This window comes from Bacteriovorax sp. Seq25_V (assembly GCF_000447795.1).
GTDB lineage: Bacteria > Bdellovibrionota > Bacteriovoracia > Bacteriovoracales > Bacteriovoracaceae > Halobacteriovorax_A.
The window spans coordinates 233,763-256,787 of the sequence record NZ_AUNI01000020.1 but is presented as its reverse complement, the minus strand read 5'-3'; the positions used below and the strand labels follow the sequence as shown (position 1 = coordinate 256,787).

The 23,025-nt window shown below is 36.7% G+C and carries 26 protein-coding genes; 11 read left to right on the top strand and 15 right to left on the bottom strand.

The genetic code is table 11. The features are described from left to right. The first annotated feature begins 83 nt into the window (after positions 1 to 83). On the top strand, positions 84 to 992 hold the full coding sequence (locus M900_RS13950; protein WP_021275292.1) for a hypothetical protein: 909 nt from the start codon (positions 84 to 86) through the stop codon (positions 990 to 992). Here the strand turns inward: M900_RS13950 and M900_RS17375 are convergent. Next, a complete protein-coding gene (locus M900_RS17375; protein WP_021275572.1) occupies positions 983 to 1,453 on the bottom strand; it encodes a hypothetical protein in 471 nt (156 codons plus the stop codon). The two genes, M900_RS13950 and M900_RS17375, sit on opposite strands and share 10 nt — an antisense overlap. A 240-nt stretch (positions 1,454 to 1,693) precedes the next feature. Between M900_RS17375 and M900_RS13940 the strand changes: the two genes are divergently transcribed. Together M900_RS13940 and M900_RS17370 are read left to right on the top strand one after the other, a co-directional pair. Then, positions 1,694 to 3,433 (top strand): cation:proton antiporter, encoded by a 1,740-nt coding sequence (locus M900_RS13940; RefSeq protein ID WP_021275457.1) that lies wholly within the window; start codon positions 1,694 to 1,696, stop codon positions 3,431 to 3,433. A gap of 27 nt (positions 3,434 to 3,460) precedes the next feature. Next, positions 3,461 to 4,081 carry a diacylglycerol/polyprenol kinase family protein gene (locus tag M900_RS17370; RefSeq protein WP_021275409.1) on the top strand — a complete coding sequence of 207 codons (621 nt, stop codon included), beginning with the start codon at positions 3,461 to 3,463 and terminating at the stop codon, positions 4,079 to 4,081. A gap of 176 nt (positions 4,082 to 4,257) precedes the next feature. On the opposite strand, the gene M900_RS13930 is transcribed toward M900_RS17370, so the two are convergent. Further along, positions 4,258 to 4,518, bottom strand: a complete 261-nt coding sequence (locus M900_RS13930; protein ID WP_021275650.1) for a hypothetical protein — start codon at positions 4,516 to 4,518, stop codon at positions 4,258 to 4,260. A 54-nt stretch (positions 4,519 to 4,572) separates the two neighbouring features. Here M900_RS13930 and M900_RS13925 point away from each other — a divergent pair, with 54 nt between their 5' ends. Continuing rightward, on the top strand, positions 4,573 to 5,217 hold the full coding sequence (locus M900_RS13925) for an alpha/beta hydrolase (RefSeq protein WP_021275434.1): 645 nt from the start codon (positions 4,573 to 4,575) through the stop codon (positions 5,215 to 5,217). Here the strand turns inward: M900_RS13925 and M900_RS13920 are convergent. After that, positions 5,209 to 6,207 (bottom strand): metal-dependent hydrolase, encoded by a 999-nt coding sequence (locus tag M900_RS13920; RefSeq protein ID WP_021275344.1) that lies wholly within the window; start codon positions 6,205 to 6,207, stop codon positions 5,209 to 5,211. The two genes, M900_RS13925 and M900_RS13920, sit on opposite strands and share 9 nt — an antisense overlap. Before the next feature lie 44 nt (positions 6,208 to 6,251). Here M900_RS13920 and cobB point away from each other — a divergent pair, with 44 nt between their 5' ends. Further along, the gene (gene cobB / locus M900_RS13915) at positions 6,252 to 6,968 is read left to right on the top strand and encodes a Sir2 family NAD+-dependent deacetylase (RefSeq protein WP_021275490.1); all 717 of its coding nucleotides are present in this window, start codon (positions 6,252 to 6,254) and stop codon (positions 6,966 to 6,968) included. On the opposite strand, the gene M900_RS13910 is transcribed toward cobB, so the two are convergent. Beyond that, a complete protein-coding gene (locus M900_RS13910) occupies positions 6,965 to 7,894 on the bottom strand; it encodes a CBS domain-containing protein (RefSeq protein ID WP_021275597.1) in 930 nt (309 codons plus the stop codon). The genes cobB and M900_RS13910 overlap by 4 nt on opposite strands. Continuing rightward, on the bottom strand, positions 7,894 to 9,168 hold the full coding sequence (locus M900_RS13905; RefSeq protein ID WP_021275359.1) for an acetyl-CoA C-acetyltransferase: 1,275 nt from the start codon (positions 9,166 to 9,168) through the stop codon (positions 7,894 to 7,896). Before M900_RS13905 ends, M900_RS13910 begins: the two co-directional genes overlap by 1 nt. Positions 9,169 to 9,319: 151 nt before the next feature. On the opposite strand from M900_RS13905, the gene M900_RS13900 reads away from it, so the two are divergent. From M900_RS13900 to M900_RS13885, 4 genes are all read left to right on the top strand, one after another. Further along, positions 9,320 to 9,589, top strand: a complete 270-nt coding sequence (locus tag M900_RS13900; RefSeq protein ID WP_021275314.1) for an HPF/RaiA family ribosome-associated protein — start codon at positions 9,320 to 9,322, stop codon at positions 9,587 to 9,589. Positions 9,590 to 9,656: 67 nt separating this feature from the next. Further along, positions 9,657 to 9,944 (top strand): helix-turn-helix transcriptional regulator, encoded by a 288-nt coding sequence (locus M900_RS13895; RefSeq protein ID WP_021275612.1) that lies wholly within the window; start codon positions 9,657 to 9,659, stop codon positions 9,942 to 9,944. An 8-nt stretch (positions 9,945 to 9,952) separates the two neighbouring features. After that, complete coding sequence (locus tag M900_RS13890) at positions 9,953 to 10,375, top strand: YeeE/YedE family protein (RefSeq protein WP_021275497.1); 423 nt, start codon at positions 9,953 to 9,955, stop codon at positions 10,373 to 10,375. Between the two features lie 10 nt (positions 10,376 to 10,385). Continuing rightward, positions 10,386 to 10,805 (top strand): DUF6691 family protein, encoded by a 420-nt coding sequence (locus tag M900_RS13885; protein ID WP_021275357.1) that lies wholly within the window; start codon positions 10,386 to 10,388, stop codon positions 10,803 to 10,805. Here the strand turns inward: M900_RS13885 and M900_RS13880 are convergent. From M900_RS13880 to M900_RS13865, 4 genes are read right to left on the bottom strand one after another with little or no spacing between them, the layout of a single operon-like run. Continuing rightward, entirely contained in the window at positions 10,794 to 12,155 is a 1,362-nt protein-coding gene (locus M900_RS13880; RefSeq protein WP_021275549.1) for a hypothetical protein, read from the bottom strand. The two genes, M900_RS13885 and M900_RS13880, sit on opposite strands and share 12 nt — an antisense overlap. 1 nt (position 12,156) lies before the next feature. Beyond that, the gene (locus tag M900_RS13875; RefSeq protein ID WP_021275676.1) at positions 12,157 to 12,960 is read right to left on the bottom strand and encodes an ABC transporter permease; all 804 of its coding nucleotides are present in this window, start codon (positions 12,958 to 12,960) and stop codon (positions 12,157 to 12,159) included. Then, positions 12,953 to 13,669 carry an ABC transporter ATP-binding protein gene (locus M900_RS13870; protein ID WP_021275487.1) on the bottom strand — a complete coding sequence of 239 codons (717 nt, stop codon included), beginning with the start codon at positions 13,667 to 13,669 and terminating at the stop codon, positions 12,953 to 12,955. Before M900_RS13870 ends, M900_RS13875 begins: the two co-directional genes overlap by 8 nt. A gap of 5 nt (positions 13,670 to 13,674) precedes the next feature. Next, complete coding sequence (locus M900_RS13865; protein WP_021275395.1) at positions 13,675 to 14,097, bottom strand: acyl-CoA thioesterase; 423 nt, start codon at positions 14,095 to 14,097, stop codon at positions 13,675 to 13,677. A gap of 81 nt (positions 14,098 to 14,178) precedes the next feature. On the opposite strand from M900_RS13865, the gene M900_RS17365 reads away from it, so the two are divergent. Further along, entirely contained in the window at positions 14,179 to 14,937 is a 759-nt protein-coding gene (locus M900_RS17365) for a MotA/TolQ/ExbB proton channel family protein (protein WP_021275519.1), read from the top strand. Then, the gene (locus M900_RS13855) at positions 14,937 to 15,827 is read left to right on the top strand and encodes a VWA domain-containing protein (protein WP_021275625.1); all 891 of its coding nucleotides are present in this window, start codon (positions 14,937 to 14,939) and stop codon (positions 15,825 to 15,827) included. Before M900_RS17365 ends, M900_RS13855 begins: the two co-directional genes overlap by 1 nt. Here the strand turns inward: M900_RS13855 and M900_RS13850 are convergent, their stop codons facing one another. Genes M900_RS13850 through M900_RS13825 form a run of 6 tightly spaced genes read right to left on the bottom strand, consistent with a single transcriptional unit; the run spans position 15,828 to position 23,001 of the window. Beyond that, positions 15,828 to 18,230 (bottom strand): ABC transporter permease, encoded by a 2,403-nt coding sequence (locus M900_RS13850; RefSeq protein WP_021275644.1) that lies wholly within the window; start codon positions 18,228 to 18,230, stop codon positions 15,828 to 15,830. Then, positions 18,227 to 18,889, bottom strand: a complete 663-nt coding sequence (locus M900_RS13845) for an ABC transporter ATP-binding protein (protein WP_021275332.1) — start codon at positions 18,887 to 18,889, stop codon at positions 18,227 to 18,229. Before M900_RS13845 ends, M900_RS13850 begins: the two co-directional genes overlap by 4 nt. Beyond that, positions 18,876 to 19,502, bottom strand: coding sequence for an arylesterase (locus tag M900_RS13840; RefSeq protein WP_021275569.1), 627 nt, complete (start codon positions 19,500 to 19,502; stop codon positions 18,876 to 18,878). The genes M900_RS13845 and M900_RS13840 overlap by 14 nt, the downstream gene beginning before the upstream one ends. Beyond that, positions 19,478 to 21,304 (bottom strand): DUF3488 and transglutaminase-like domain-containing protein, encoded by a 1,827-nt coding sequence (locus M900_RS13835; RefSeq protein WP_021275279.1) that lies wholly within the window; start codon positions 21,302 to 21,304, stop codon positions 19,478 to 19,480. Before M900_RS13835 ends, M900_RS13840 begins: the two co-directional genes overlap by 25 nt. Beyond that, complete coding sequence (locus M900_RS17775; protein WP_157680674.1) at positions 21,294 to 22,145, bottom strand: DUF58 domain-containing protein; 852 nt, start codon at positions 22,143 to 22,145, stop codon at positions 21,294 to 21,296. The genes M900_RS13835 and M900_RS17775 overlap by 11 nt, the downstream gene beginning before the upstream one ends. Further along, positions 22,099 to 23,001, bottom strand: coding sequence for a MoxR family ATPase (locus M900_RS13825; RefSeq protein WP_021275548.1), 903 nt, complete (start codon positions 22,999 to 23,001; stop codon positions 22,099 to 22,101). The genes M900_RS17775 and M900_RS13825 overlap by 47 nt, the downstream gene beginning before the upstream one ends. Positions 23,002 to 23,025: the final 24 nt, after the last annotated feature.

The window sequence follows — 23,025 nt, the reverse complement described above, 5'->3', positions numbered from 1 at the left end:
TTTTGAATTCGCACCGAAATCTACTCAATAATATTCAATAATTACAAAGAATCAACTTGTTCTTATATTGCATTTGAAGCTGTATGAAACACGGCTGCCCTAATCAAAACTGTAATTACCACCAAAAACGCGAATCAATTATCAAAGATGGAACGTTCAAACGACGTGATGACTCTCGAATCATCCAACGCTATAAATGTAAAAGTTGTGGCACTCGATTCTCAAGCTCCACTTTTTCTCTAGCAAAAGGACAGATGAAGAGACGAGTTAATCGCATGGTCTACGAACTTCTTTGTTCTAAGATGTCGATGAATCGAATCGCACGAGTTCTGAGAATCAATCCCAAAACAGTTGCTAGAAAACTAGATTATCATGCAAAGAGATGCGCAATAAAGAATAAGAACTTTCGAGCATACCTTCGCGTGAAGCAAGTTGAGCATATTCAATTCGATGATCTGATTACAATTGAGCATACTAAGATGAAACCTTTGTCGATTTCGATGGTGGTAAACGCAAAGAATCGATCAATACTTGGTTTTCGAGTTTCTCGAATACCTGCGAACGGTTTGCTTGCAGAGAAATCTCGACGAAAATATGGGAAGCGCAAGAGTGAACATCTAAGAGAGTTGAGAAGTTTATTTGGAGAAATCAAAAACTGTGTAAAACCAAACGCACTCGTACAGTCTGATGATCATAGTGTCTATAATTCCGTGGTTAGAACTTATTTACCACAGGCTACTCATCAGCAATTCATAGGTGGTCGAGGATGTTCAACTGGTCAAGGGGAGCTAAAGAGATTAGGGTTTGATCCAATTTTTACATTGAATCATAACTTCGCAATGCTTAGAGATGGAATTGGAAAACTAATTAGAAAGACATGGGGGACGACGAAATGTCCAGATGCCTTGAGGAAACATCTGGAAATTTATATGTGTTATCACAATGAGAATTTGGGAATGCTAACACCACTGCCCGGGGGCAGTTACTTTTGACATTCCCTGATATTTCGAAGTAACTCAGGATCCCTTTCTTGAATAATTGGCCTTAGATATTCGACTACAGAAGCATTATCTCTCATGAAATCAACAAGTCGACAAAGAAGATTCATCGATTGCGAATCTCCTTCTAATGACCAAGAGACAATATCATAACGAGTTGTGAAAAATAATTTTGCAAGAAGTACTCGGTACTCAAGTCTCACCTGCTTTCCTGTTTGTTTGGCAAGCTCTTCTCCAATTTCAGAATCATGAATAGAGAATTGCCATGTGAGCTCGTCTCCACTTCCAAGGTCCAAAGTGCCTTCGTAAGTTTTGATAAGAATACCTGTTTGAGAGAGCTTTACAAGCTTTCCGGCCCTTACTCCACGAGAGAGAGTATATTGAGTTAGTAGGTAGGTAATAATACTACCAAGTGCGATTAGAATGACAAAAGCGCCAAATATTTTACGCTTCAAGTGAACCTCTTTGTACAATATTAGATAGATACCGCTAAAAGTTTAATTGTTTATTTCTCTTTTGTAAAAGTATTACTGAACGCGTCTAGATTTCTATGACTTAGAGCTTTTAAATCAGGGTTATCTTAATACAATAATTTTTATGCAGAACTTTCACTTAAATCAAACTACAATATTATTAGCTGCTTTTGTGGCTTAAATAATGATAAGTTTAGCCCGGAAAAGGGTTGAGGAATTGTTGTGGTTAGTAGTGAGCTCATCGATACATTGAACAGCACGGTCCCAATTCTTGGTATCACCTTGGTGCTATGTCTTATTATAGGGAAACTTGCAAAGAAACTTGGGGTTCCAAAAGTTTCTGGGTATATCATGCTCGGTGTTTTGCTAGGCCCAGGAGGGCTTGAATTTCTCTCGGAAGACTTCTCACATTCTTTTAAATATTTTAACGACCTTGCCCTGGGAATGATTCTTTTTAATATTGGTGGTGAGTTTAATAAGGCCCTATTATCGAAAATGAGGAAGGAGCAAATTCTTTACTCTGTCGTGGCGGTAGGCCTTACCATCACATTTGTTTTCGCTCTCTTTATCGTCTCTCTTTACACTCTTGGCAATTATGACATTACAACGATTCTCATCGTTTCACTCTTCTTAGCACTTGTTTCCGTGGAAGCAGCACCGCCAACGACGCTACTGGTGTTGAAAGAATATAATGCGGAAGGAAAACTTACGGATTCGATTAAAATCTATCTGGCTTTTGCAACGTTAATTGCGATTGTTTCTACGCTTGTGGTAATGAATGGATTTGAATACTTTGGTGTATGGCAAGGAAAGCTTAGCCACTCTCCAGTTTTAATTTTTAAAACGATTTGGAAAGTATTTGGTTCAATTGTCTTTGGCTTTATTCTTGGTATTGTTCTAACGATTATTGAGAGATATGAAACTCGTATTGGTAATATTCTCTTTGCGATTATCGCCGTTATTCTTTTTGGTCAGTCTTTAGCTGAATATCTAAGTGTTGACCCTCTTATTATTTCACTCTTTCTTGGGTTCACCGTGGCCAATGCTTCTGTTGAAGGCGAGACTATTCATGAGACGGTGAAGAACATGGGGGGCTCGATCTATGCGCTGTTCTTTGTTCTTGCTGGTACCCATATCAAGCTTTCAGGCCTTGTTGAAAATGTCGGAATAATTGGTGTCATTTATATCATTTCGAGGATGACAGGAATTCTTAGTGGCTCTTATCTTGCTGCAAAAGTTGTTGACCTTAAAGATGAAAATGTAAAAAATTACCAGGGAATGTCAGTAATGTCCCACGCCGGGGCGGCCCTTGCGATTGTTGCAAAAGTAACGATTTATAAAGAAACCTCAGCGAGTATTATTTTCAATACCGTTGTTGCAAGTATTTTTATCTTTGAAATCATTGGTCCTTTCCTTTTGAAGTTTGCTCTTTTTAAATCAAAGGAAATTGAACAATGGAGTCCTGCTCCAGATAAGACAACCAAGCTAAAGTTTAATCTTCTTGATATTTTAAAATTATTTCAAGAAAACGTAACGGCGGCAAAAGAACAAGATCCGAAAAAGACAAAGAGTCCCATTTATGAGCTTATTCACACTGATATTATCGCCATTCAGTCCGACGCTAATCTCACAAGTATCAGAACATTCATTGATGATAATTATGCACTCTACCCAGTGGTTGACAAGAATCATTGTTTTCTTGGAACTCTTAATCTTGAATCAATTAGAAAAATTGTGGCGCAAGAAGATGATGACCCCCTAATCACGGCAAGTATTCTGATAGGAGAAACTGTCTTTATTCCTTCGAACTCAACTCTTGAAGGGGCCAAGAATATCTTTCTCATGTCTGGAAAGGATATCCTCCCAGTAGTTAATCCCGTAAACCAAGTTCTAGAGGGTATTCTCTACCAAAAAGATACATTAATGGCCTTGCAAGAGAAGAAAATGATTTTTGAAGAATAAGAATAAAATCTCTGCTATAATCTCGCCATGGAAAATATCGAAAAAAGTAGAAAAGATCTTCATATACCTCGCCGTTTATTCCATATTTCAATGGGAATGGGCTGTGGATTAATTTACAAATATTTCTTAACGTATCAACAAGCGATACATATCCTTGGGATAGCCACATGTATTCTCTATATTCTTGAACAAGTAAGACTTAATTATCCAGAGTTTAAAAGTATATTTACCGAGGCCTCAAAGTATCTTTTACGTGCGGAAGAGCAACTAAAAGAATCAGCTTCAATTCCATTTCTCATGGGACTACTTTTAACGGTATTGACTTTCCCAAAAGAAATCTCTCTTGTTGCAATTTTCACGCTCGCTATTAGCGATCCCTTTTCTGCAATTATTGGAATTCAATTTGGAAAAAGAAAAATCAAAGAACATCGTACAGTTGAAGGCTCGAGTGCTTTTTTGATCTCTGCACTTATCATTCACCTAATTGTTCTCTCTCCAGTATTTAGTGGATTTAAGTTGGTCTTTGTTTCACTAATTAGTTCATCTATTGTGACACTCTTCGATCTTCTTGAACTTAAGATAGATGACAATCTAACGATTCCACTTGTGACAGCTGGTTCACTTTGGATTATGATGGCTCTTCTCTGATTAACTGCCCCATTCGAATGGTGTTAGAAATTGAGTATCATTAAAATAAGTATCTAGATTTAAGCTATAACAAAGTAGATTTCATATATGATATGAACTCCTGAAAATGAAAACTTCGTCATAACGATTGCGATTAGTTTTACGATAATTCCAACACCATTACGCGGGTGCAGTTACTAGGAGAAGAAAGACTTGATTTTTTGAACCCAAGTTCGCTTTTGAAATCTTCGGTAATGTATTTCCCCATTAATTTTTTTACTTTCTAACTGCCCACGCTTGATCAGAACTTCGATTGATTCTTTAAGTTCATCAAGTGTAATGGATTCGATAAGGATGAGGTCTTGGGGATTGAGAGAGATGAGAACTTTCTCGATATTTTGCCACTCATAGAATGAGAAGGTTTCTAGTAGAATTTCCTCAATAAAAACTGTGTCCAATTATCACCTATTCTTTAATTGAAAATAGCACTCAAAGTAGTATATCATGATTTGATGATAGAGAAATGCAAGAGAATATTAGTCCCGGCCGAGTCTGTAGTAGATTTTTTAGAATTTGGAAATCCTCACGCGAAGAAGCTGCTACTTATCCTTCACGGATATGGGCAAAATGCGCAGGAGATATACGAGTCTTTAAAAGACATCATTACTGATGAGTATCACTGTATCATTCCAAATGGTGTGTTTCCAATGCCAAAGCAAAGGGCCGATAAAATCTCATACCGTTTTGCTTGGTATTTCTATAATACAATTGAACAAAAATATTATATCGACTTCAAGTATCCATGCTCGGTGCTCAGCTCATTTTTGGCAAGAATAAATCCGGAGAATAGGCTCACGACGATTGTGGGATATAGTCAGGGTGGTTACCTCTCACCTTTTCTAGGACAGGTCTATGCTCCAACGAGAAGAGTTATTGGGATAAATTGTAACTACCGGTACGATATGCTTAATTCACAAATTGATTTTGACCTTTTTAGTATTCACTCAGAGGGTGATCCCATCGTAAATTTTGAAAATAGTCAGAGCTCTTTTGAGATGCTTCGCCCTCTATTGCTTAAAGGCGAATTTATTGCACTTCCAACAAAGACTCATGATATCGATCAAGAAATTAGAGAAACACTCTTAAGACTACTCTAACTTCTGTCCAAGCCACACCTTCTTTAGAAGTTGTTTATCGAGTTCACTTGGACGTCGCTTTGTCACATAAGATACGTGAGAGCTTAGACCCTGTGGAGAAAATTCAATGTGCCAAATAGGATCTTTTGCAAAAGGTAGAAGACTATAGCGGCCATCTGCAATAGATTTATCATCAAGCCAAAAGAGATAATCATCAGTGAAGTACTTAAATCTTTCATAATCGTAGATTTGAATTTTATTTTCACCAAGTAGGACCTTAACCTGGTCTGGTTTTACTTTCACCACACTTTCCCCTGGATAGAAGATATTCTCTCCAAATAGACTTAGGCGAACTGCAGAGAAGTGAAGTTGCTCACCGTCATCTTCAATAACACGCCAGATGAAGTTATTTGCAATGGTTGGCTTGATCATCACGCGACTATTTTTTGAAGTCAAACCATTATTATCTTCTAGCACTTTGCGAACACGGATTTTCTGGAAGGCACCAAAGCTTAAGTAAAGAACGAGGTAACTCCAGCAGATCCAGTTAAAAAGTTTCTTGCCAGAACGAATGAAGAGAATAGTCAATATCAGTAGCGGAATCGTTAAAAGTGGATCAACAACAGCAACACAATTCCAGGCGACTCTAGCTTTTGAAAAAGGCCACCATAATTGTGTTCCGTAATTTGTAAAAGCGTCAAGAAGGCCGTGAGTAGCATAACCAAGAAAAACAAACGGGTAACTATCTTTCACCTTGATCTTAAATAATTTGAGAACGAAACAAATGAGAAGACTTCCAAAAGGAATAAAAAATAATGAATGAGTAAATTGTCGGTGGTATTCGATCGTGAAAAGCGGATCAGAATCAATGCGAATGAGATAATCAATATCAGGGGCAATGCCGCCAAGCACCCCTAATAGCCACCCTTTAATCTTCCTTGTATCTTGCTTCTTATCTTCAATGAGTCCCTGACCCATAACACCTAATATTGCCTGTGATAATGGTTCCATATATTTCCTTTTATCCTTTAATTTAATAGTATAAAATATATATTGTGAAGCTTAATAAGAAACCAAAACATATCGTGATTCTAACTGGAGCAGGTATTTCTGCAGAGTCCGGCATTATGACATTCCGCGACTCTAATGGTCTTTGGGAAAATCATAGTGTCTACGAAGTAGCTTCTCCAGATGGTTTTCAAAGAGACCCAGAACTGGTTCATCGCTTCTATAATCTAAGAAGACAACAGCTTCTAAGTGGAGAGGTTCACCCGAATCCTGCACACCTTGCACTTTCAAAACTTCAAGAAAAGTTTAATGGAATTGTTACTATCATCACTCAAAATGTTGATGATCTTCATGAGAGATCAGGTTCGCGAAACGTGATTCATATGCATGGAGAACTCTTGAAAATGCGTTGTATCGAAACAGGTCGATCGCTCACAATAAAAAAAGATATTCATGCAACGACACCTTGTCCTTGCTGCCTCAAAGAAGGAAACCTTCGTCCTCATATTGTTTGGTTTGGAGAGAGACCAATGCATATGGATAAAATTGATACTGAATTACATTCTTGTGACCTCTTTGTAGCTATTGGAACATCGGGGCATGTTTACCCTGCGGCCATGTTCGTGGATACGGCCAGAGAAAGAGGCGTTCAGACGATTGAAATTAATCTTGAGTCCACTCAAATCTCAGATAGTTTTGATTTTCATCTTGTTGGTAATGCTTCGGTTGAGACAGAGAAATTTGTAGAAGAATTACTTACTTAATCTAAATCTACAAGTTGCGAATAAAATAGTCCCATTAAATCTAAAAGAGTTACATTCCCTATTGGATAGCCGTCTTGACCAACGATTGGCATATTGCGGTAGTCGAAAGCCTGCATATTTTTAAGAGCATTTCCAAACTGATGAGTTACAGATAGAAAGTCAGGAAGAGGTGTCATTAAATCAGAAGTGGGCGCATTTAAAGGAATTTCCTTAGAGTAAACCTTTTTTAATAAATCACGCTCAGTAATGATACCAATAAATGCTGTTTCATATTCCATGACGAATGCTACATGAACTTCATTTGAAACCATTTTATTTATCAAGGCTTCAACTGTTTCAGCATAGTCGATATGAATAAAGTTCGGATTAAAGATTCTCTTTAAAGGTGTTTCAAAAACGGCGGCAGATATACCATTGCCCTTGCGAGGAAATTCGAGAATATCAATTTCCTGCAGTGCCGGCTCTTCCTTATTCCAATGTTTAATTGGTTGGTATTTTGAAAGGTCATCCTTAAAACTCTCGCAAATAATATTTAAAATATCTCTTACGGAAATAATCTCAAGAGAATCTCCTTTTCTTATCGGAAGATGTCTAAAGTCGTGTGATGTCATGACTTTCATTGCTGCCAATAAATCTTTTTCTTCAGAAAAAACAATTGGGTTCTTTGTCATGACTGTCGTGATATCAATTTCTGAATCACTATCACAACATTCCTTAATGCGATGAAACTTTGTAAGGAAGTCTTTTTCTGTGATGATACCAATAAGCTTTGAGTTTTCGATGACACCGATAGAACCAATCGATTCTTCATTCATTTTCTCAATAATCTCAGAAAATGAAGCATCTCTCTCGACGCAGACTAGCTTTTGGAGCTCTAAAGATCCAAGAGTAATAGTTAAGCTGTCGCGAGAGATGAAACTAGTCATTATTTTTCTAGGATTGCAGTTACGCCCATTCCACCTGCTGTACAAATTGAAATAAGTCCCGTCCCGCTTCCTTTCTCATCTAATAGTTTTGCAAGAGTTGCCACAATACGTGCACCAGTAGCAGCAAATGGGTGGCCAAGTGCTAAACTTCCACCTTTCACATTCATCTTTGTTCTATCAATTGAACCTAGAGCACTATCAAGTCCAAGTTTTGTTCTACAAAACTCTTCTGATTCCCATGCTTTTAAAGTACAAAGAACTTGAGCAGCGAAGGCCTCATGGATTTCGTAAAAATCAAAGTCTTGAAGTCTCATATCAACTTTACCAAGCATCTTTGGAACAGCGTAGGCTGGTGCCATTAGAAGCCCTTCATCATTGATATAATTAACGGCACTTGAAATTCCAATTTTAAAGTAAGCCTTAACGTGTAGACCGTGGGCTTTAGCATATTCTTCACTACAAAGGAAAACACAAGCAGCACCATCAGAAAGTGAAGTTGAATTTGCAGCTGTTAAAGTTCCCGCACCTGAAGTTTTATCGAAAGCTGGCTTAAGTTTTGCCATCTTTTCCATTGTTGTATCGCCTCTTACGATTCCATCTTTCTTTAAAGTTCCAAAAGGGTAAACCATATCACTAAAGAAACCTTCATCATAAGCTTTCGCAGCTTTTTGGTGTGATTCAAGAGCTAGTTGATCCTGATCCTCCCGAGAAATCTTCCATGTTTTTGCCATCTCTTCACAACTCTCACCCATCGACATACCTGTTCTTGGCTCTTTTACTGCTGGAAAATTTGGAGCAAGGTCCCCTGGCCTAATTGCCATCAGGGCCTTAAGCTTATCGCCTGTTGACCTTGCGTAGTTTACCTTTGCCATTTTGTCAGAAAAAGTTTTTTGAAATTCTACTGGGATATCAGAGTTAGTATCAACTCCACCAGCGATAGCACTATCAATTTGTCCAAGAGCGATTTTATTTGCAAGCATGATGACTGCTTCTAAGGAAGTTCCACATGCTTTTTGAAGATCTGTTGCAGGAGTTGAAAAAGATAAGCCTGCTTCAATTGTACATTCTCTTGCAAGAGAGAAGTCATACGCGTGCTTGGAAACAGCTCCAAGGGCAACCTCACCAACTTCCTTACCTTTTAAAGACAGTTTATTAACAAGTTCAGTAAGCGCACCAGTCATCAGCTTCTTATTGCTAATTCCCATGTAATTTGCTCCAGAACGTGTGAATGGAATTCTCGCTCCATCAATAATACAAACTCTTTTAATTTCCATGAATTCTCCTAATATATGTAGATATTTTTACTGTGTAAGAAAATGTTTCTTTCCTATGGCTATAAAAAAATGGTCTAATATATATTAGCTAGAGATGCTTAAGATAACAAGTATCTGGCATTTCTTTGCCTTTCATCCAAGGAGGTTCTCAATGAAATGTACTATCACGTTTAGAAATCTTGAACACACTGAAGCTTTAGATGAAAAAATCAGATCAAAAAGCGAAAAACTCCAAAAATTCTTTAATCCCGAGGCTACAATAAACTGGACTTGTTGGATTGAAAAAGACACTCAGGTAGCCGAGGCCATAATTAAAAATAAGTCAGAAAGTTTTGTGGCAAAGGCTGAATCAGATAGTTTATATAAGACGATGGATATGGTTTTGACTAAGATTACGAATCAAGTAAGTCATAGACACTAATGAATTCAAGGCCTTAATCAAGGCCTTTTTTCTTGATACACATATTAATATATTATAATATGTGTATATGAATAAGGTACTCAAAAAAGCTCCTATTGTCGCAGAAAATTTAAAGCTCCTCGCTCACGAAGGACGCTTGAAGATACTATGTTTTCTGTGTGATGGGGAGAAGTCAGTTTCTGAGCTCGAAGAACTAACACAGTTATCGCAGTCCCAAATTTCGCAATACCTGAAGAAATTTGAAGACAAGAAAATTGTAAGAATAAGAAAAGATGGCAAATGGAGTTACTACCAAATTTGCGATCAAAAAATGTACTCTCTCATTCAATCTCTACACGATATATATTGTAACTAGGAGTTCTTATGACAATTGTTAACTTCACTCCACTTGAAAGTCTCTCTGGAGGCCTTTTGATTGGACTCGCTTCAACACTCTTTCTACTAACGACAGGAAGAATTGCCGGAATTAGTGGTATCCTCAAAGGAATGTTCACGTCGAAAACAAATGACGACAGACTAGTACGTCTTCTCTTCATCGTGGGTCTCATTGCTGGAGGACTTATCTACAACAACATTGCCTCTGCTCCAATCAATGCTTCTGCTATCACAGAGATCAACCCGAAACTTATCATCGCTGCAATCTTTGTTGGAATTGGAACGGCACTTGGAAATGGTTGTACAAGTGGACACGGGATTTGTGGACTTTCACGAAAGTCTAAAAGATCAATTATTGCCACACTACTATTTATGGCCGCAGGATTTGTAACTGTATTTATCACGAACTAAGGATTAAGAAATGAAAAAACTATACTCTCTACTAAGTGGATTAATTTTTGGAATAGGCCTTGGACTTTCAGGAATGATGTCTCCAGAAAAGGTAAAAGGCTTCTTAAATATCACACGTGAATGGGACCCTTCTCTAGCATTAGTAATGGGCGGCGCTCTTCTCATCACATTTGTGGCCTTCCCCCTTGTACTAAAGAAAAGTGCACCAATTTGTGAAGATACATTCTTCTTACCAACGAAGAAGGAACTTGACCTACAAGTTATCGCTGGCCCGATTCTTTTTGGGATTGGTTGGGGATTAATTGGACTTTGTCCGGGACCAGCAATTGCCAATATTGCAACAGGCGCAACGGGTGTTATCGCCTTCTTTTTCATTATGGCAATCGCAATGTATTTTACTGATCTTGTTAGAAATAAATTACTTAACTAGTAAGTTTTTTAAAAGCTCAATAACTTTTTTAAAACTCGGTAGTTTATATTTTTCTTCTAATTTTGAAAGGGTTTCAGCAATTGAAACCTTTTCTTTATTATAGACACTTCTTAAAATTCTATCAGAGAAATCTTCTAAAACAATGAATACAACTGCCATTGGAGAAATACTCGAAGTCAGAGTCGAAGGAAATCCAATTCCATTCGCTGAACCATGATGCTGCCTGATAATAACATCAATTCCCGCCGGACATTGAGGAATCCCCTGAACCAAAGTCGAGGCCCTATTTGCATGCTCTAAAATAAGAGTTTTTTCAGCTCCAGTAAGATCGGCTGCTTCCAATTCCTCTGCACTCATGATTCGAACTAACTTATCATCACGAAGATACGCATCATGAAAGAAAGAAACAAAAGTTATCTTCTCAAGATTCTGCTGTAGTTGATCTCCTCTTCCCCATCCAAGCTCAGGCATAATCTGGAAGGCAAAGAGCGATACAAGATAACTTCTCTTATATGAGTAGCTTGATTCGTTTTGAAGTATTTCCTTCAAGATTGAAGATAATTTAGAGTTTGCAGACACTGTCTTCATCATCGACTTAATTGACGTCTTGGCCATTTTAATGGTCCCTGGAGTAACTCCTAATTGTTCAATAAAGTTCTGTGATATTTCAAATGAGTCAGAACTCACCTCTAAAATATTTTCACCTGCTCGGTGTGCTTCAACAATTCTTTTAATTGATTGATTTAGAATTTGATTCATTAAATGAGAAAAATTCTCTTTCTTCACATAGAGTTCAGTAAGATTCATCGACTCATATTTTTTTACAATTCCCTTATCCATCTCCTCATCAGCATTAATTCTCTTAACAAACTGATCGCCTCCCTGCTTCTTAATTCGAATATAGATATCAGCACAAGGATTGTTTAACTGATAGAAATTTTGAATCGGAATGGCGAGATAATCGGGTTGCTTTACAAATTCAATTTCTTCTTTGGTAATATTTAAAATTTTCACTACTTCGCGACAAATATCATCACAGTCAGCATCAAATTTCATTGTCGAATAATTCCCAAACGAAACATCTAACTCGCCAAGCACGAGAACCTTACTCTCATAAGAATTATCTGTAATAATATTTAGAAAATTAGAAGCTGATTCAACAACACGATCCTCTTCATCCTTGATTTTATCAACAGTGATAATAAGAGGAAATTCCCAAGCTTTAAGTTGTCTTAGGGCATTGTCAAAGTCATCATCGCAAATTGATTCGACGCCATATTGAACCTTTAAAAGATTCGCAATAGCACCTGATGCAGTTGTATTTGTGTGGAAGATAAATATTTTTTTCAAATCAAATTTCCCTACGCTCAAAAAGGAATTTAAAAATATATCCCCAAATAATTATAACACAGAAAAAGTGCACCAAAGCGAGAACGAGAGATGTAGAATCAAATGTCTTCCCGCTTAAGTAGCCTTCACTGAAGTAATTTAACTCTCCTATTCTTGGTAAACAATAATGGGCAAAGAGTCCAAGAACTTTAGAAATAGAGAACTCTGCTTTCTCAAAACCACCATTGATAAAGTTATAGTAAGAAAATTTTGAAATAAGATAGAATACGATTGTTAAAATGAATGATGCAATCTTATTTAAGTAAACAGAGATAAAGCTAGCTACAAATGTAACTGTTAGTAGAGATAAGAGCATTAGCCCAAAAGTCATGAGCATCGACAAGAAATCAACCTTCATTGCCCCAGAGAATTTCAAGATCAATATCCCAAATGTCACAGTGATCGCGTAAAAGATCACACTAAGTGCCCAAGCACCTGTGATTCGACTCATAATATAAGTTAGTCTTGAAATTGGAAAACTCAAGATCTGAGGTAAGATTCTTAAAGACTGATCACTTCTAATCGCGCTAATACCAATAATAATTGAAACGAAAATTGAAATTGTTGAAACAAACGTAATGATGATCGCTTGCGTTGAGTTTGCAATAAGAGCACTCATATTAGCCTCATCAACATACTCTTTCACTCCAACCGCCAAGCTGTGCCCTAGGTATAGAGAAATAAGAGTCATCAAGAAAAGGAAGATTACACCCTTATTACGAATTTCTTTTTGTATTGTATTTTGAACTAATGAGTAATTAAGCATGCGCTTCACCATCTTTTACTAATTTGAAAAACTTATCTTCAAGGCTCATATCTCCACGAACCTCATCAACAGAACCAAAAGCAAGAGTCTTTCCCTTGTTTAGAATAATTACCCTGTCGGCCATCTTCTCCATTTCTGCAAGGATATGAGAGTTGATGAGAAGAGTCTTACCAGATTTTTTTAGATCGACACAAAGATCCTTAACTTCTTTGATTCCAATTGGATCAAGTCCAGAAAATGGTTCATCAAGAATGATAAACTCATGGCTTCCCATTGTGACACAAGCTAGTCCAACTCTTTGTAGTTGTCCTTTAGAAATATCAGAGATTTTCTTGCCTTTAATATCGAGTATCCCCAATTTTCTAAGAGCATTATCAATTATCTCTTGGCGATTACTTTTGATATTATACATATCAGCATAGAATCTCAGCGTGGCTTCAATTGTAAAATAAGGATAAAACGTAAACTTCTCAGGGAGGTAACTTACCTTTGATCTTGATACACTATCACTTTCCACATCAAAGAACTTAATAGTCCCAGAATCAGCTTTAAGTAAGCCTAGGATTGATTTTACAAAGGTAGTCTTTCCTGCACCATTTGGGCCTAAAAGAGCAATAACCTCACCTCTATTTAAAGAAATTGAAAAATTACTAAGGGCCTGATTCCCAGAGTAACTCTTCGATAAACTATCTACATTTAAAACTTCCATAATTCCTACTTTGTGCTAAATGAATGAATTGAGCGAGGGCGTCTCTCTTCATCTACAGCAACGTATGTGAAAACACCTTCAGTAACAAGAACTCTTTCTGTCTCAAAACGACGAATAGTCCAAGCTTCTATTTTTAAAGTGATTGATGAATTTCCTTCTTTAATAAGATCACAGTAACAACAAAGAACATCCCCTACTAATACAGGTTTTAAGAATGTCATCGACTCGATAGCAACCGTTACCGTTCTTCCATGACAATGTTTACCCGAGAAGATACCTCCAGCAATATCCATTTGAGATAGAACCCAACCACCGAAAATATCACCATTAGGATTTGTGTCCCCTGGCATTGCAAGCGTTCTTACACAAAGTTCACCACTTACTTGTTTTTTTTCAGATGACTTTTTAGTCTCTTCTTTTTTGCCCACTTATCTTTCTCCTTAATATCATTACAATAAATTGTATAAGATTCTTCCCCAAAAACAAATAAATCTATAAAAGGTAAAAATATGCTTACAAAGAAAGAAGTAATCAATATTACAAAAGCACTTCTGTCAGGAACTGTTTTTTCTGTAGTAATGAATATCCTCAATCTCCTCATCGATGGTGCACAATTTAAAACAACTCAACGAATCATTCTACTTCTAGGTGGAGACTTCAGTGGTGGCGGTTATATTCAGTGGATCACTTATGTCGCCTTTGTTTGGGCAATTTTAGAAATCAATAAACTTAATAGAAAAGTGACGGCTGAGACTTCTTACTTCAAGGCCGATCTCTTACCTAAGAACGAAAAGCATCTTCTTATGGCAACTGATGTTTATGATCTTTACCTCTCAATTAAAGAATTTGAAGCAAAACACACAAAAACTCTTCTGACTCAATTAATCAGGAATAGTTGTGCGAAATTTAGAAGTACAAGAAATATCTCAGAAGTACTCGACGTCTTAAATATTATGACAGACCTTCACCGTGAAACATCAGAGATGGAGCAGACCAATATTCGTTACCTGCTTTGGGCCATCCCCTCTCTTGGTTTCATTGGAACTGTTCTAGGTATTTCTCAGGCCCTGATGATAGCTAATAGTAAAGATATGAATGCAATTGCACTGACTCTTGGAGTGGCCTTTGATACTACTTTAGTTGCCCTTGTTCTGAGTATTGTTCTAATGTGGCTCTTTCATGATCTTCAAAGAAAGACAGATAGCTTTCATGTAAAAAGTAAAGAATATGTAATTGAAAACCTAATTAACAAGATTGAAATCGCATAATGAAAAGAAAAGAAATTAACGTATTCAATATATCCTTTCTTGATCTCCTCTCTGGAGCGCTTGGTGCTGTTATTATTCTCTTTATCTCTGTTCCAAAGAATGAAGCCCCTGAGGCCTCGTCAAAAATCGTTAAGGCTACATGTACTAACGAAGAGAAGCTTTTAAAACAGTGTCTCACCGACAATGAAGATCAGAAAAAAATTATTAGTGAAGGAAAGCTTGCCAAGGAAGAGCTTGAAAAGAAAGTAAGTTCCTTACAAGCAGAACTTGAAAAAATTAAAACAAAGGCTAAGGAAGAGTCGGAGATCATTCAAAAATCACAGAGTGAAGGAGATGGCTCGGCTGATACAGGCTTTAATTTCAAGGGTAAGAATATTGTATTTATTATCGATGTTTCAGGATCGATGCAAGGTGAAAAAATTGGACAAGTTAAGGCCGGACTTAAAATGCTTATTGCATCGATGGGAAAAGAATATAAAGTTGATGTAGTCTACTACCCTCACTCTGTTAATCAGGATTATTACTCTCTATGGGGAGTCACACAATCACTTCATAATCTACGAGTAAAAGAAGAAGTGTATGACTTTCTAAATAATCTTGTACCTAAAGGAAATACTCCAACAAGATCGGCCATGCTCTATGCCATGAGTAACTATAAAGAAGCCACAGATATCGTGCTCTTAAGTGATGGTCTTCCAACAATTTCTGGATCGAGGAAAGTTGATGATTACAAAGATCTTATTAAAGATATTCTTTGGCACAATGGGCGCTCAATTCAGATCAATACGATTGGTGTTGGAAAAATGGTCTTCTCATCAAGGGGCAATGATCTCTACAAATTTCTCAAAGAGTTATCAGAGAAAACTAATGGATTCTTCTACGGTTTCTAGTTAATAAGATAGAAACCGTTTGTTATAAAAGAATATTCCAAGAAAAGGAATAAAGTTCAAAAGAAGTATAATTGGTACATACGTAAAGCTTATCCCAAGAAAAACATCAACAATAATATACCCCACGACAAAAGCAATAATAATGGCCAACAAGATTGAGAGAGCGCTTAAAGTCATAAATTCTGTGACGCGAATTCTTCTAAGTTCAGCAAAGCCAACTCCAAGATATTTTAGAAGTTGATTTTCAGCTTGTGTAATTTTAATACTAAAAAATGTTAGTGAAATAAATGATAGAGCACTAATGACTAAGAAAACGAGTACCATATTAATAATAATCACTTGAACAATTGAAAGAAACTTCTGTGCTTGGGCAGTCATCTCTTTTATATCTACAATGCTTAAACTTTTAAACTCATTAACTAGTTTTACAATATCGCTGTAATTTTTAACATTACTTAGAGTTGTAAGAAATGTCTTAGGTGCATCGTTTAACAAACCATCTTCAAAAACAATGAAGAAATTAGGAAGAAAGCTCGTCCATTTCACAGATCGAATAGAAGTTACCACCACGTCAAAATTAATATCGAAGATTTCAAAAGAGATCTTATCACCGACATCAACTCCAATACGCTTGGCATAGCGAGTTTCAAGAGATACTTCATTTACCTCGTCATCAGGAGAACTATTTTTGAAGTAATTTCCTTTGATTACTCTCTCTGCACTATTAAGAGTATTTTCATAACTAATATTCACCCCTCGATTCAAGGCCCTATTTCTTTGTTCACCTTCAAAAGAGGAATTCTCACTAGCATCGGCCTTAACTTCTTTACCATTAATGGCCGTTAATCTTCCCCTAATCATTGGTGACACCGATGAATGTTCAATCTTATTTTCAGCTAGATACTTCTTTAATGGTTCAAATTGGTCTTCCTGGATATCAAAGACAAAGTAATCAGGACGACTCGACTTCCCAACTTCAATATCTGAACTGATCGACATGAATATTGTCGGAATGAGGTTTAAAACAAAGAAAGTCACAAAGAGAATATAGAACTTTGATATAGTCGTTGTTCTATTTCTTATAAGTGAGAGCATCGCCATATTAAAGAATGTATTTCTAACTCCAAGCAATGGTCTTAAGGCCATAGGGAGAAGATAATAGAATATCAATAATAGTAGTAATAATAGTCCGACTATCGCTGGTGCAATCAAAATAGAATTTGTCTGATAATAGACAAGTAAAATTAAAGTCACAACTGGCGCAATATAATATGAAAGACCGATTTTCTTTTCTTCAATCGTTGAATAGCAAAATGTCACAATAATCGATAAAAGAAATAAGGAAAGTATTCCTAGAAATTTAAATGGAATAAGAAGAGTAAAATCTCCAAGGCTGACAGATGAATACTTTCCCAATATCTCACTAACGTAAGGAGAAATAGCATAACTAAAGAGATAGGCCATAGAGAAGGTCGTAGCAAGACAGTAGATCCCATGAAGGAGATAGATCCCATAAATTGAACGTCGACTCACTCCAAGGGTACTATAAGTCAAAATATTAGATGATTCTTTCTTTAGAAAATAACGGTAAATAAATGCAAAAGCACTCACACTGATTAGTATCCCGCATAAAAAAATAATTTGAGAAAAATCAAAGACGATATTGAGTGATCTCGAAAACATATCATTCGCACCAGCGGCACGAGTGAAGCGGATATTCGTATCAAGTATTTTATCTTTCAGGGCAACGTATCGATCACGAATGAGCTCTTGCTTAAGTTTATAAATATATGAATAAAAGATTGTACTTCCTTCAGAGATCAGCCCAGCATCCATAACAGACTTTTCACTGACATAAACTTTAGGGGCCATCTGTGCGATCTGCATTCCCTCGTTCACATCTTTAGTGATTGTATCGACGATCTTAAATTTATAACCACTGATATCAATCGTATTCCCAATAGCGACGCCAAACTTCAATAACACTTCAGGCTTTACAAGCAGTTCAAAATCAGAGAGATCTGTAAGCGATGTCCCATTTTTCGTCTTAATGGTTCCGTAATAAGGAAACTCCCCTTTCACTGTAACAAGATTTAACATCCCAATCTTGTCGTTAGCACTTCCCATGGAGAACAAACTCTTTAACTCAGATTTTGAGACAATCTCATCCCCAAGAAATTCATCGATCCCCTTGAGGCTTTCATCACGGGGCTTGATACGAGATGAAATCTTCAAATCCCCACCAATGATGCCCTGACCACCTTTTTGAAAAATATCATTGATAGTATTCTTGTAAGAATAAAGTCCAATTGGCATTAAGACGCCAATGAAGAGATTCATCACCATCAGACATGTAATAAGAAAATTCTTCTTTAATAAAGAAAATGAGTATCTAAAGATCAAGGCATCTTCTCCAATAGACCTTTAGAGAGTGAGTATGTCGTATCACACTTAAGAGCAAGATCACGGTCGTGAGTAACTAAGATTAGAGTTCGATCAAATTCCTTAACAAGATCAAATAATAACCCCATAACTTCGTGCCCAGTTTCAATATCAAGATTTGCATTAGGCTCATCAGCTAAGATAACCTTAGAGTTTAGGGCCAGCGCTCTTGCAATTGCTACTCGCTGCCTCTCGCCACCACTTAGAGTTTCTGGAAATGAATGAACTCTCTCCCCAAGACCAACCTTATCAAGCATCAGCTTCGCCTGAGCCTCGTAATCGGAGATATTATTAAGTCTAAGAGGAAGAGCGACATTCTCAAGGGCATTGAGGTGATCAATAAGCTTGTAGTCTTGAAAAATGATAGAGATGTGATGAGATCTAAACTTCGCTCGAGCATCTTCTCCAAGAGTAGTGATATCTTCTCCATCAATGAGAATATTACCGCTTTCAGGAAGCGCGATTCCAGAAATTAACGTTAGAAGAGTGCTCTTTCCACTTCCCGACTTACCAAGAATGGCAACCTTTTGACCGGAACCGATGTGAAGAGAAGCCCCTTGTAAAATTGGAGTATAGGTATCGTTTTGAAAGCCTTTATTAATATTTCTAATTTCCAGCATCTGCTAGTCCTTTAAAGAATGGATAGAGTTTCTTGGCCATCAACTCATGACCCTTTATATTTGGATGTATTCCATCTGATTGATTCAATTCTCTCTGAGCAGCAACACCATCAAGTAAAAATGGCGCTTCTTTTAATTTATAATCGGCGGTGATAGCTGTAAAAGTTTTCTCAAATGTCTCACGATATGTTTGTCCATAATTTGGAGGAAGTAGCATTGGAAAAATAATTGGAGTCGAGTTTGCTTTTTTTATAGTCTCAACCCCATCCCTTAGATTCTTATTCATCTGCGTGAGATCAAGCCCACGAAGTCCATCATTGGCCCCAAGGGCAACAATGACGTAATCAGGCTTAATTTTAAGATACCACTTGAGTCGTGAAGCTAGCGAAGATGTTGTTGATCCAGAGATACTACCGTTTGTGATTTTCATCGGTATCTTTTCCTCATCCAATCTTTTTTGAATAAGATTTACATAAGACTTATCCTTCCCAACACCGTAACCTTCAGATAGCGAGTCTCCAAGAACAAGAACTTTGACTTCTGCAAATGATGCCACACCAAGAGTAGATAATATGATTAATTTTACAATCAGATTTTTAATAACACTCTCCATTTTAAAAACTGGTACTTTATCAAGTCGAGACGAGTACTCTCGCTATAGTTTTTTTTCAGATATAATTCTAAAAAATCTCGCTTCAATTGCTCATTACATTGATATATTGGTAAAAAACTCTCCATTATATTGTATTGTCCAAGCTTTCTCTCTCTCCACTTTAAAAGACGAAAAGTAAGAGAGTCTGACAATCCAAAGAAAGTAGCAATAAGCAGTATAGGAAAAAAAGAGAGAAAAAATGTCAGTAATTTGTAAAATCTTAGGTTTTTATTACTGAATTCATCGGCCCAAATCCTAAAACGCTGATATAACTCCTTTTGCTGTTCAAGATCAAAGCTAAAGAAAAGATAGTTAAGCTTTAAATATGAGCCATATAGGAAATCATCTAAACTAAAACTCAAGTCGTTCGAGCTGAAAAGCTCTCGCGCTTTAACTTCGGCCATTTCATTTGGAGGAAGAGAAGTTTTTGAAACAATAAACTCAACAGGGTCAAAGTCTACCCACTGAGTTCCATCGTAATACTCAATCCATGCATGGGCATTTTCTCCTTTTAAAACAAGAAAGTTGTTACTCTTATTGTACTCACCCCCATAATAACCAACCAACACATGTGATTGAATACCGAGATGATTCAAGGCAAGAGCAAAAGCAGAAGCAAAATGTTCGCAATACCCTTTTTTAGTAGTGTATAGAAATCCTGAAATATCATTTGTATCAAAGTCAGCACCGCTTAAAGAATATTCAAGTTTTAAAGATTTAAAGAAGTTTATTAAGGCCAATACTGTCTCATCAACGGATAGACCCTTAAATCGATCCAAGTCTTTAATCAGCTTTGGGGACAATCTCGTTTTAAACTTTCTTTCTTCATCGCTGACGGTGCTCCTCATTTTACCACTTTGTAAAAAATAATTAGAAATAGCTTTTGGAATTTTAATATCTCCGTATTCATTCTCTTTAACACTAACTGAGTCTGCCGCAACGAAGATATCCATGTCCTTATTCTTGATTACAGGGAGATTCTTTCGACCAATCTTATTCACTTTAAAATCATAACTATCTTGGCGAGTTTTTATCGACTCTTTATAGTTTGTTCTTCCCCACCAACGCTTACCATCAGTTCGGTTAAAGGTATAAGCGCGCCAGTAGAAAGATTTGGGAAAAGAATTCATTTCAATGATGTAGTGCACTGATTTATCGAGTACAAGATCCGATATTGTGCCAGGCTTTAACTCTTCGGACACACCAGTGCTTCCTGCTCGACTACTTGCAAATGAAAAAGCTCCCCCCATCCCAACTTGAGGAATGAGTAGGTACAAAATACTTACAAAGAGGACTGAAGTAAGAAGCATCATAGTTAAACGTCCACGTTCATATGTCACTCGTGTGATTTTTCCTAAGTTAAAAAACATCGAGCCTAAAGAATAAATAACCAAGACAATAGCAATAACTTCAGTCGTAAGAAGAATCGAACCGGCCATAAATAGGATATACATGACATAATAGCTAAACAAATCCCTAAGCTTCTTCACCTCAAAGGCCTTCAAAACACAGAGGGTCCCGAGAATGAAAGTAGCACACTCAACACTTCTAAACTGTCCGGTTAGATAAATTGCAAGCGGGATAGTGGAAAATATGTACAGTCCAGTTAAGAATCTATGTCGGCTTATAAGTTGAGACAAGGTGATGAGCGCGATATAAATAAAATATCCAACTGGCATCGTATCATAGAGCAAGATATTAAAAGCAAGGAATGAATTGAGAAGATATAGTGTACTTCTATTACTTGTATAATTAGCTACCATATGAAAACTTCTCCATATGGGTTAGTATATTTGCTCGTAATTGGTCTGTTCGATAAATCTTGCCACTTGAATTTCTTACTTGCCAACGATTTTGATAATAGAAGTAGAGTTTACCTAAATACAGCTTGGCCAACTCTTTCTTGAGCTCTCTTTCGACCAAATCAAAAGTAACAATATTGCCAAGTCGATCGGATTCTCCATACTCAATAAGGCTAGTGACAAGGGTTCTTTCATCACTACTACGCTTCCAATTAATACGAGAATAATTATCACCGTAAATATAATTGCGTAATTCAAAGTCCTCATTTTCAATCTCACCATCGACATCAGGTGTGAAGCTTGGAACAATATAGAGATTTTTGATCAGCAGAATATTCTTCCACGATTTAAATAAGAAAAAAGGATAAACAGATGAAATTTTCAAATTCACATCTTTAACACTACCCCAGGTTTCTAAGTCAAGGCGAAGATTAGATTCATATCTTTTTACGAGATAATCATGATCGAGGATATAAATATGGAAGTAAGCAGGCACACTACTGGTATGAGAGAATGAAAGCCTTAGTACTGCATTTTCTTCTGTCAGGATAAGAGAATCTACTCTTTGAACATCAATACCCTTCATGTAGTTATTGGTTAAAAAAGCAATCATCACAAAGAAAACAAGAAGAACAATGGAGAAGAAATATGAAAGTGGATGTCCAAAAGAGAGTGAGAAGACAAAGCTAATAAAAGTCACCGTCAGGTAGAAAAAACCAAAGCGACTAGGAAGAATATAGACTTTAGATTCCTTTTCAAAGGAATTCAGAAATTTTCTGTAACGAGCTCTTAGATTTTTCAAAACCATGACCTATAGTATTATCTTTAATAATACGATGAGAGAATACAAAAGGAGCTACGAAGAAAATATCAGCAGGGGTCACAAAGTTTCTTCCAGCAAAGAAAGCGATAGCTTTTGAGATCCTTTTCAAATCTTGTGCTGCTCGAATTGAAATATCTGAAGAGTGCTCCTTTCTAAACAACTCAAGAATATCAAGAATAATATCATAGCTTTTTTCAGCAACCTCTACATTTCTAATTTCTTCAGCAATCTTTAAAAACTCTTCATGAGAAATAACACTTAGTAATTTCCTCTTAGCTCCGTGATTTCTTTTTAGAATTTCTTTTTCTACATCTCGAGTATTTTGTCCTAAATTAAGAGAAATTGAAAACCTATCCATTTGAGATTCTGGTAGTTGGTGTGTACCAACTTGATCTTTATAGTTTTGAGTAGCAATAACACAAAATAATGGCGAGAGCTGAAAATGCTCATTCTCGATGGATACTTCCCTTTCTTCCATCGCCTGCAGAAAGGCACTTTGCGTTTTAGACGAAGCGCGATTGATTTCGTCGGCTAAAAGTATATCCGTAAAGATTGGGCCCTTCTTGAAAATAAATTCATTCACATTCTTATCAAGAAAGAGAAAACCTAAAATATCAGAAGGAAGTAGATCTGAAGTGAATTGAATTCTTTTAAAGTCTAGACCCGTAACTTGGGATAAAGCTGCAGAAAGAGTTGTTTTCCCCGCACCGGGGACATCTTCAATAAGAATATGGCCACCAACAAAAAGTGATGCAAGAGAAATTCGAACGATGTCTTCTCGTCCTAGAACTTCTTGGTTTAGTTCATTAAGTAGTGCTTCTATTCTTTTATTCACCCTATAAGTATACCAAGAATAAAA

What these genes read in the sequence shown, in the direction of transcription:
- M900_RS13885 (WP_021275357.1), top strand. Translation starts at nt 10,386, where the DNA reads ATGAAAAAACTATACTCTCTACTAAGTGGATTAATTTTTGGAATAGGC.
- M900_RS13840 (WP_021275569.1), bottom strand. Translation starts at nt 19,502, where the DNA reads ATGGAGAGTGTTATTAAAAATCTGATTGTAAAATTAATCATATTATCT.
- M900_RS13890 (WP_021275497.1), top strand. Translation starts at nt 9,953, where the DNA reads ATGACAATTGTTAACTTCACTCCACTTGAAAGTCTCTCTGGAGGCCTT.
- M900_RS13905 (WP_021275359.1), bottom strand. Translation starts at nt 9,168, where the DNA reads ATGGAAATTAAAAGAGTTTGTATTATTGATGGAGCGAGAATTCCATTC.
- M900_RS13855 (WP_021275625.1), top strand. Translation starts at nt 14,937, where the DNA reads ATGAAAAGAAAAGAAATTAACGTATTCAATATATCCTTTCTTGATCTC.
- M900_RS13845 (WP_021275332.1), bottom strand. Translation starts at nt 18,889, where the DNA reads ATGCTGGAAATTAGAAATATTAATAAAGGCTTTCAAAACGATACCTAT.
- M900_RS13910 (WP_021275597.1), bottom strand. Translation starts at nt 7,894, where the DNA reads ATGACTAGTTTCATCTCTCGCGACAGCTTAACTATTACTCTTGGATCT.
- M900_RS13925 (WP_021275434.1), top strand. Translation starts at nt 4,573, where the DNA reads ATGATAGAGAAATGCAAGAGAATATTAGTCCCGGCCGAGTCTGTAGTA.
- M900_RS17365 (WP_021275519.1), top strand. Translation starts at nt 14,179, where the DNA reads ATGCTTACAAAGAAAGAAGTAATCAATATTACAAAAGCACTTCTGTCA.
- M900_RS13870 (WP_021275487.1), bottom strand. Translation starts at nt 13,669, where the DNA reads ATGGAAGTTTTAAATGTAGATAGTTTATCGAAGAGTTACTCTGGGAAT.
- M900_RS13895 (WP_021275612.1), top strand. Translation starts at nt 9,657, where the DNA reads ATGAATAAGGTACTCAAAAAAGCTCCTATTGTCGCAGAAAATTTAAAG.
- M900_RS13920 (WP_021275344.1), bottom strand. Translation starts at nt 6,207, where the DNA reads ATGGAACCATTATCACAGGCAATATTAGGTGTTATGGGTCAGGGACTC.
- M900_RS13900 (WP_021275314.1), top strand. Translation starts at nt 9,320, where the DNA reads ATGAAATGTACTATCACGTTTAGAAATCTTGAACACACTGAAGCTTTA.
- M900_RS13835 (WP_021275279.1), bottom strand. Translation starts at nt 21,304, where the DNA reads ATGGTAGCTAATTATACAAGTAATAGAAGTACACTATATCTTCTCAAT.
- M900_RS13950 (WP_021275292.1), top strand. Translation starts at nt 84, where the DNA reads ATGAAACACGGCTGCCCTAATCAAAACTGTAATTACCACCAAAAACGC.
- M900_RS17370 (WP_021275409.1), top strand. Translation starts at nt 3,461, where the DNA reads ATGGAAAATATCGAAAAAAGTAGAAAAGATCTTCATATACCTCGCCGT.
- M900_RS13875 (WP_021275676.1), bottom strand. Translation starts at nt 12,960, where the DNA reads ATGCTTAATTACTCATTAGTTCAAAATACAATACAAAAAGAAATTCGT.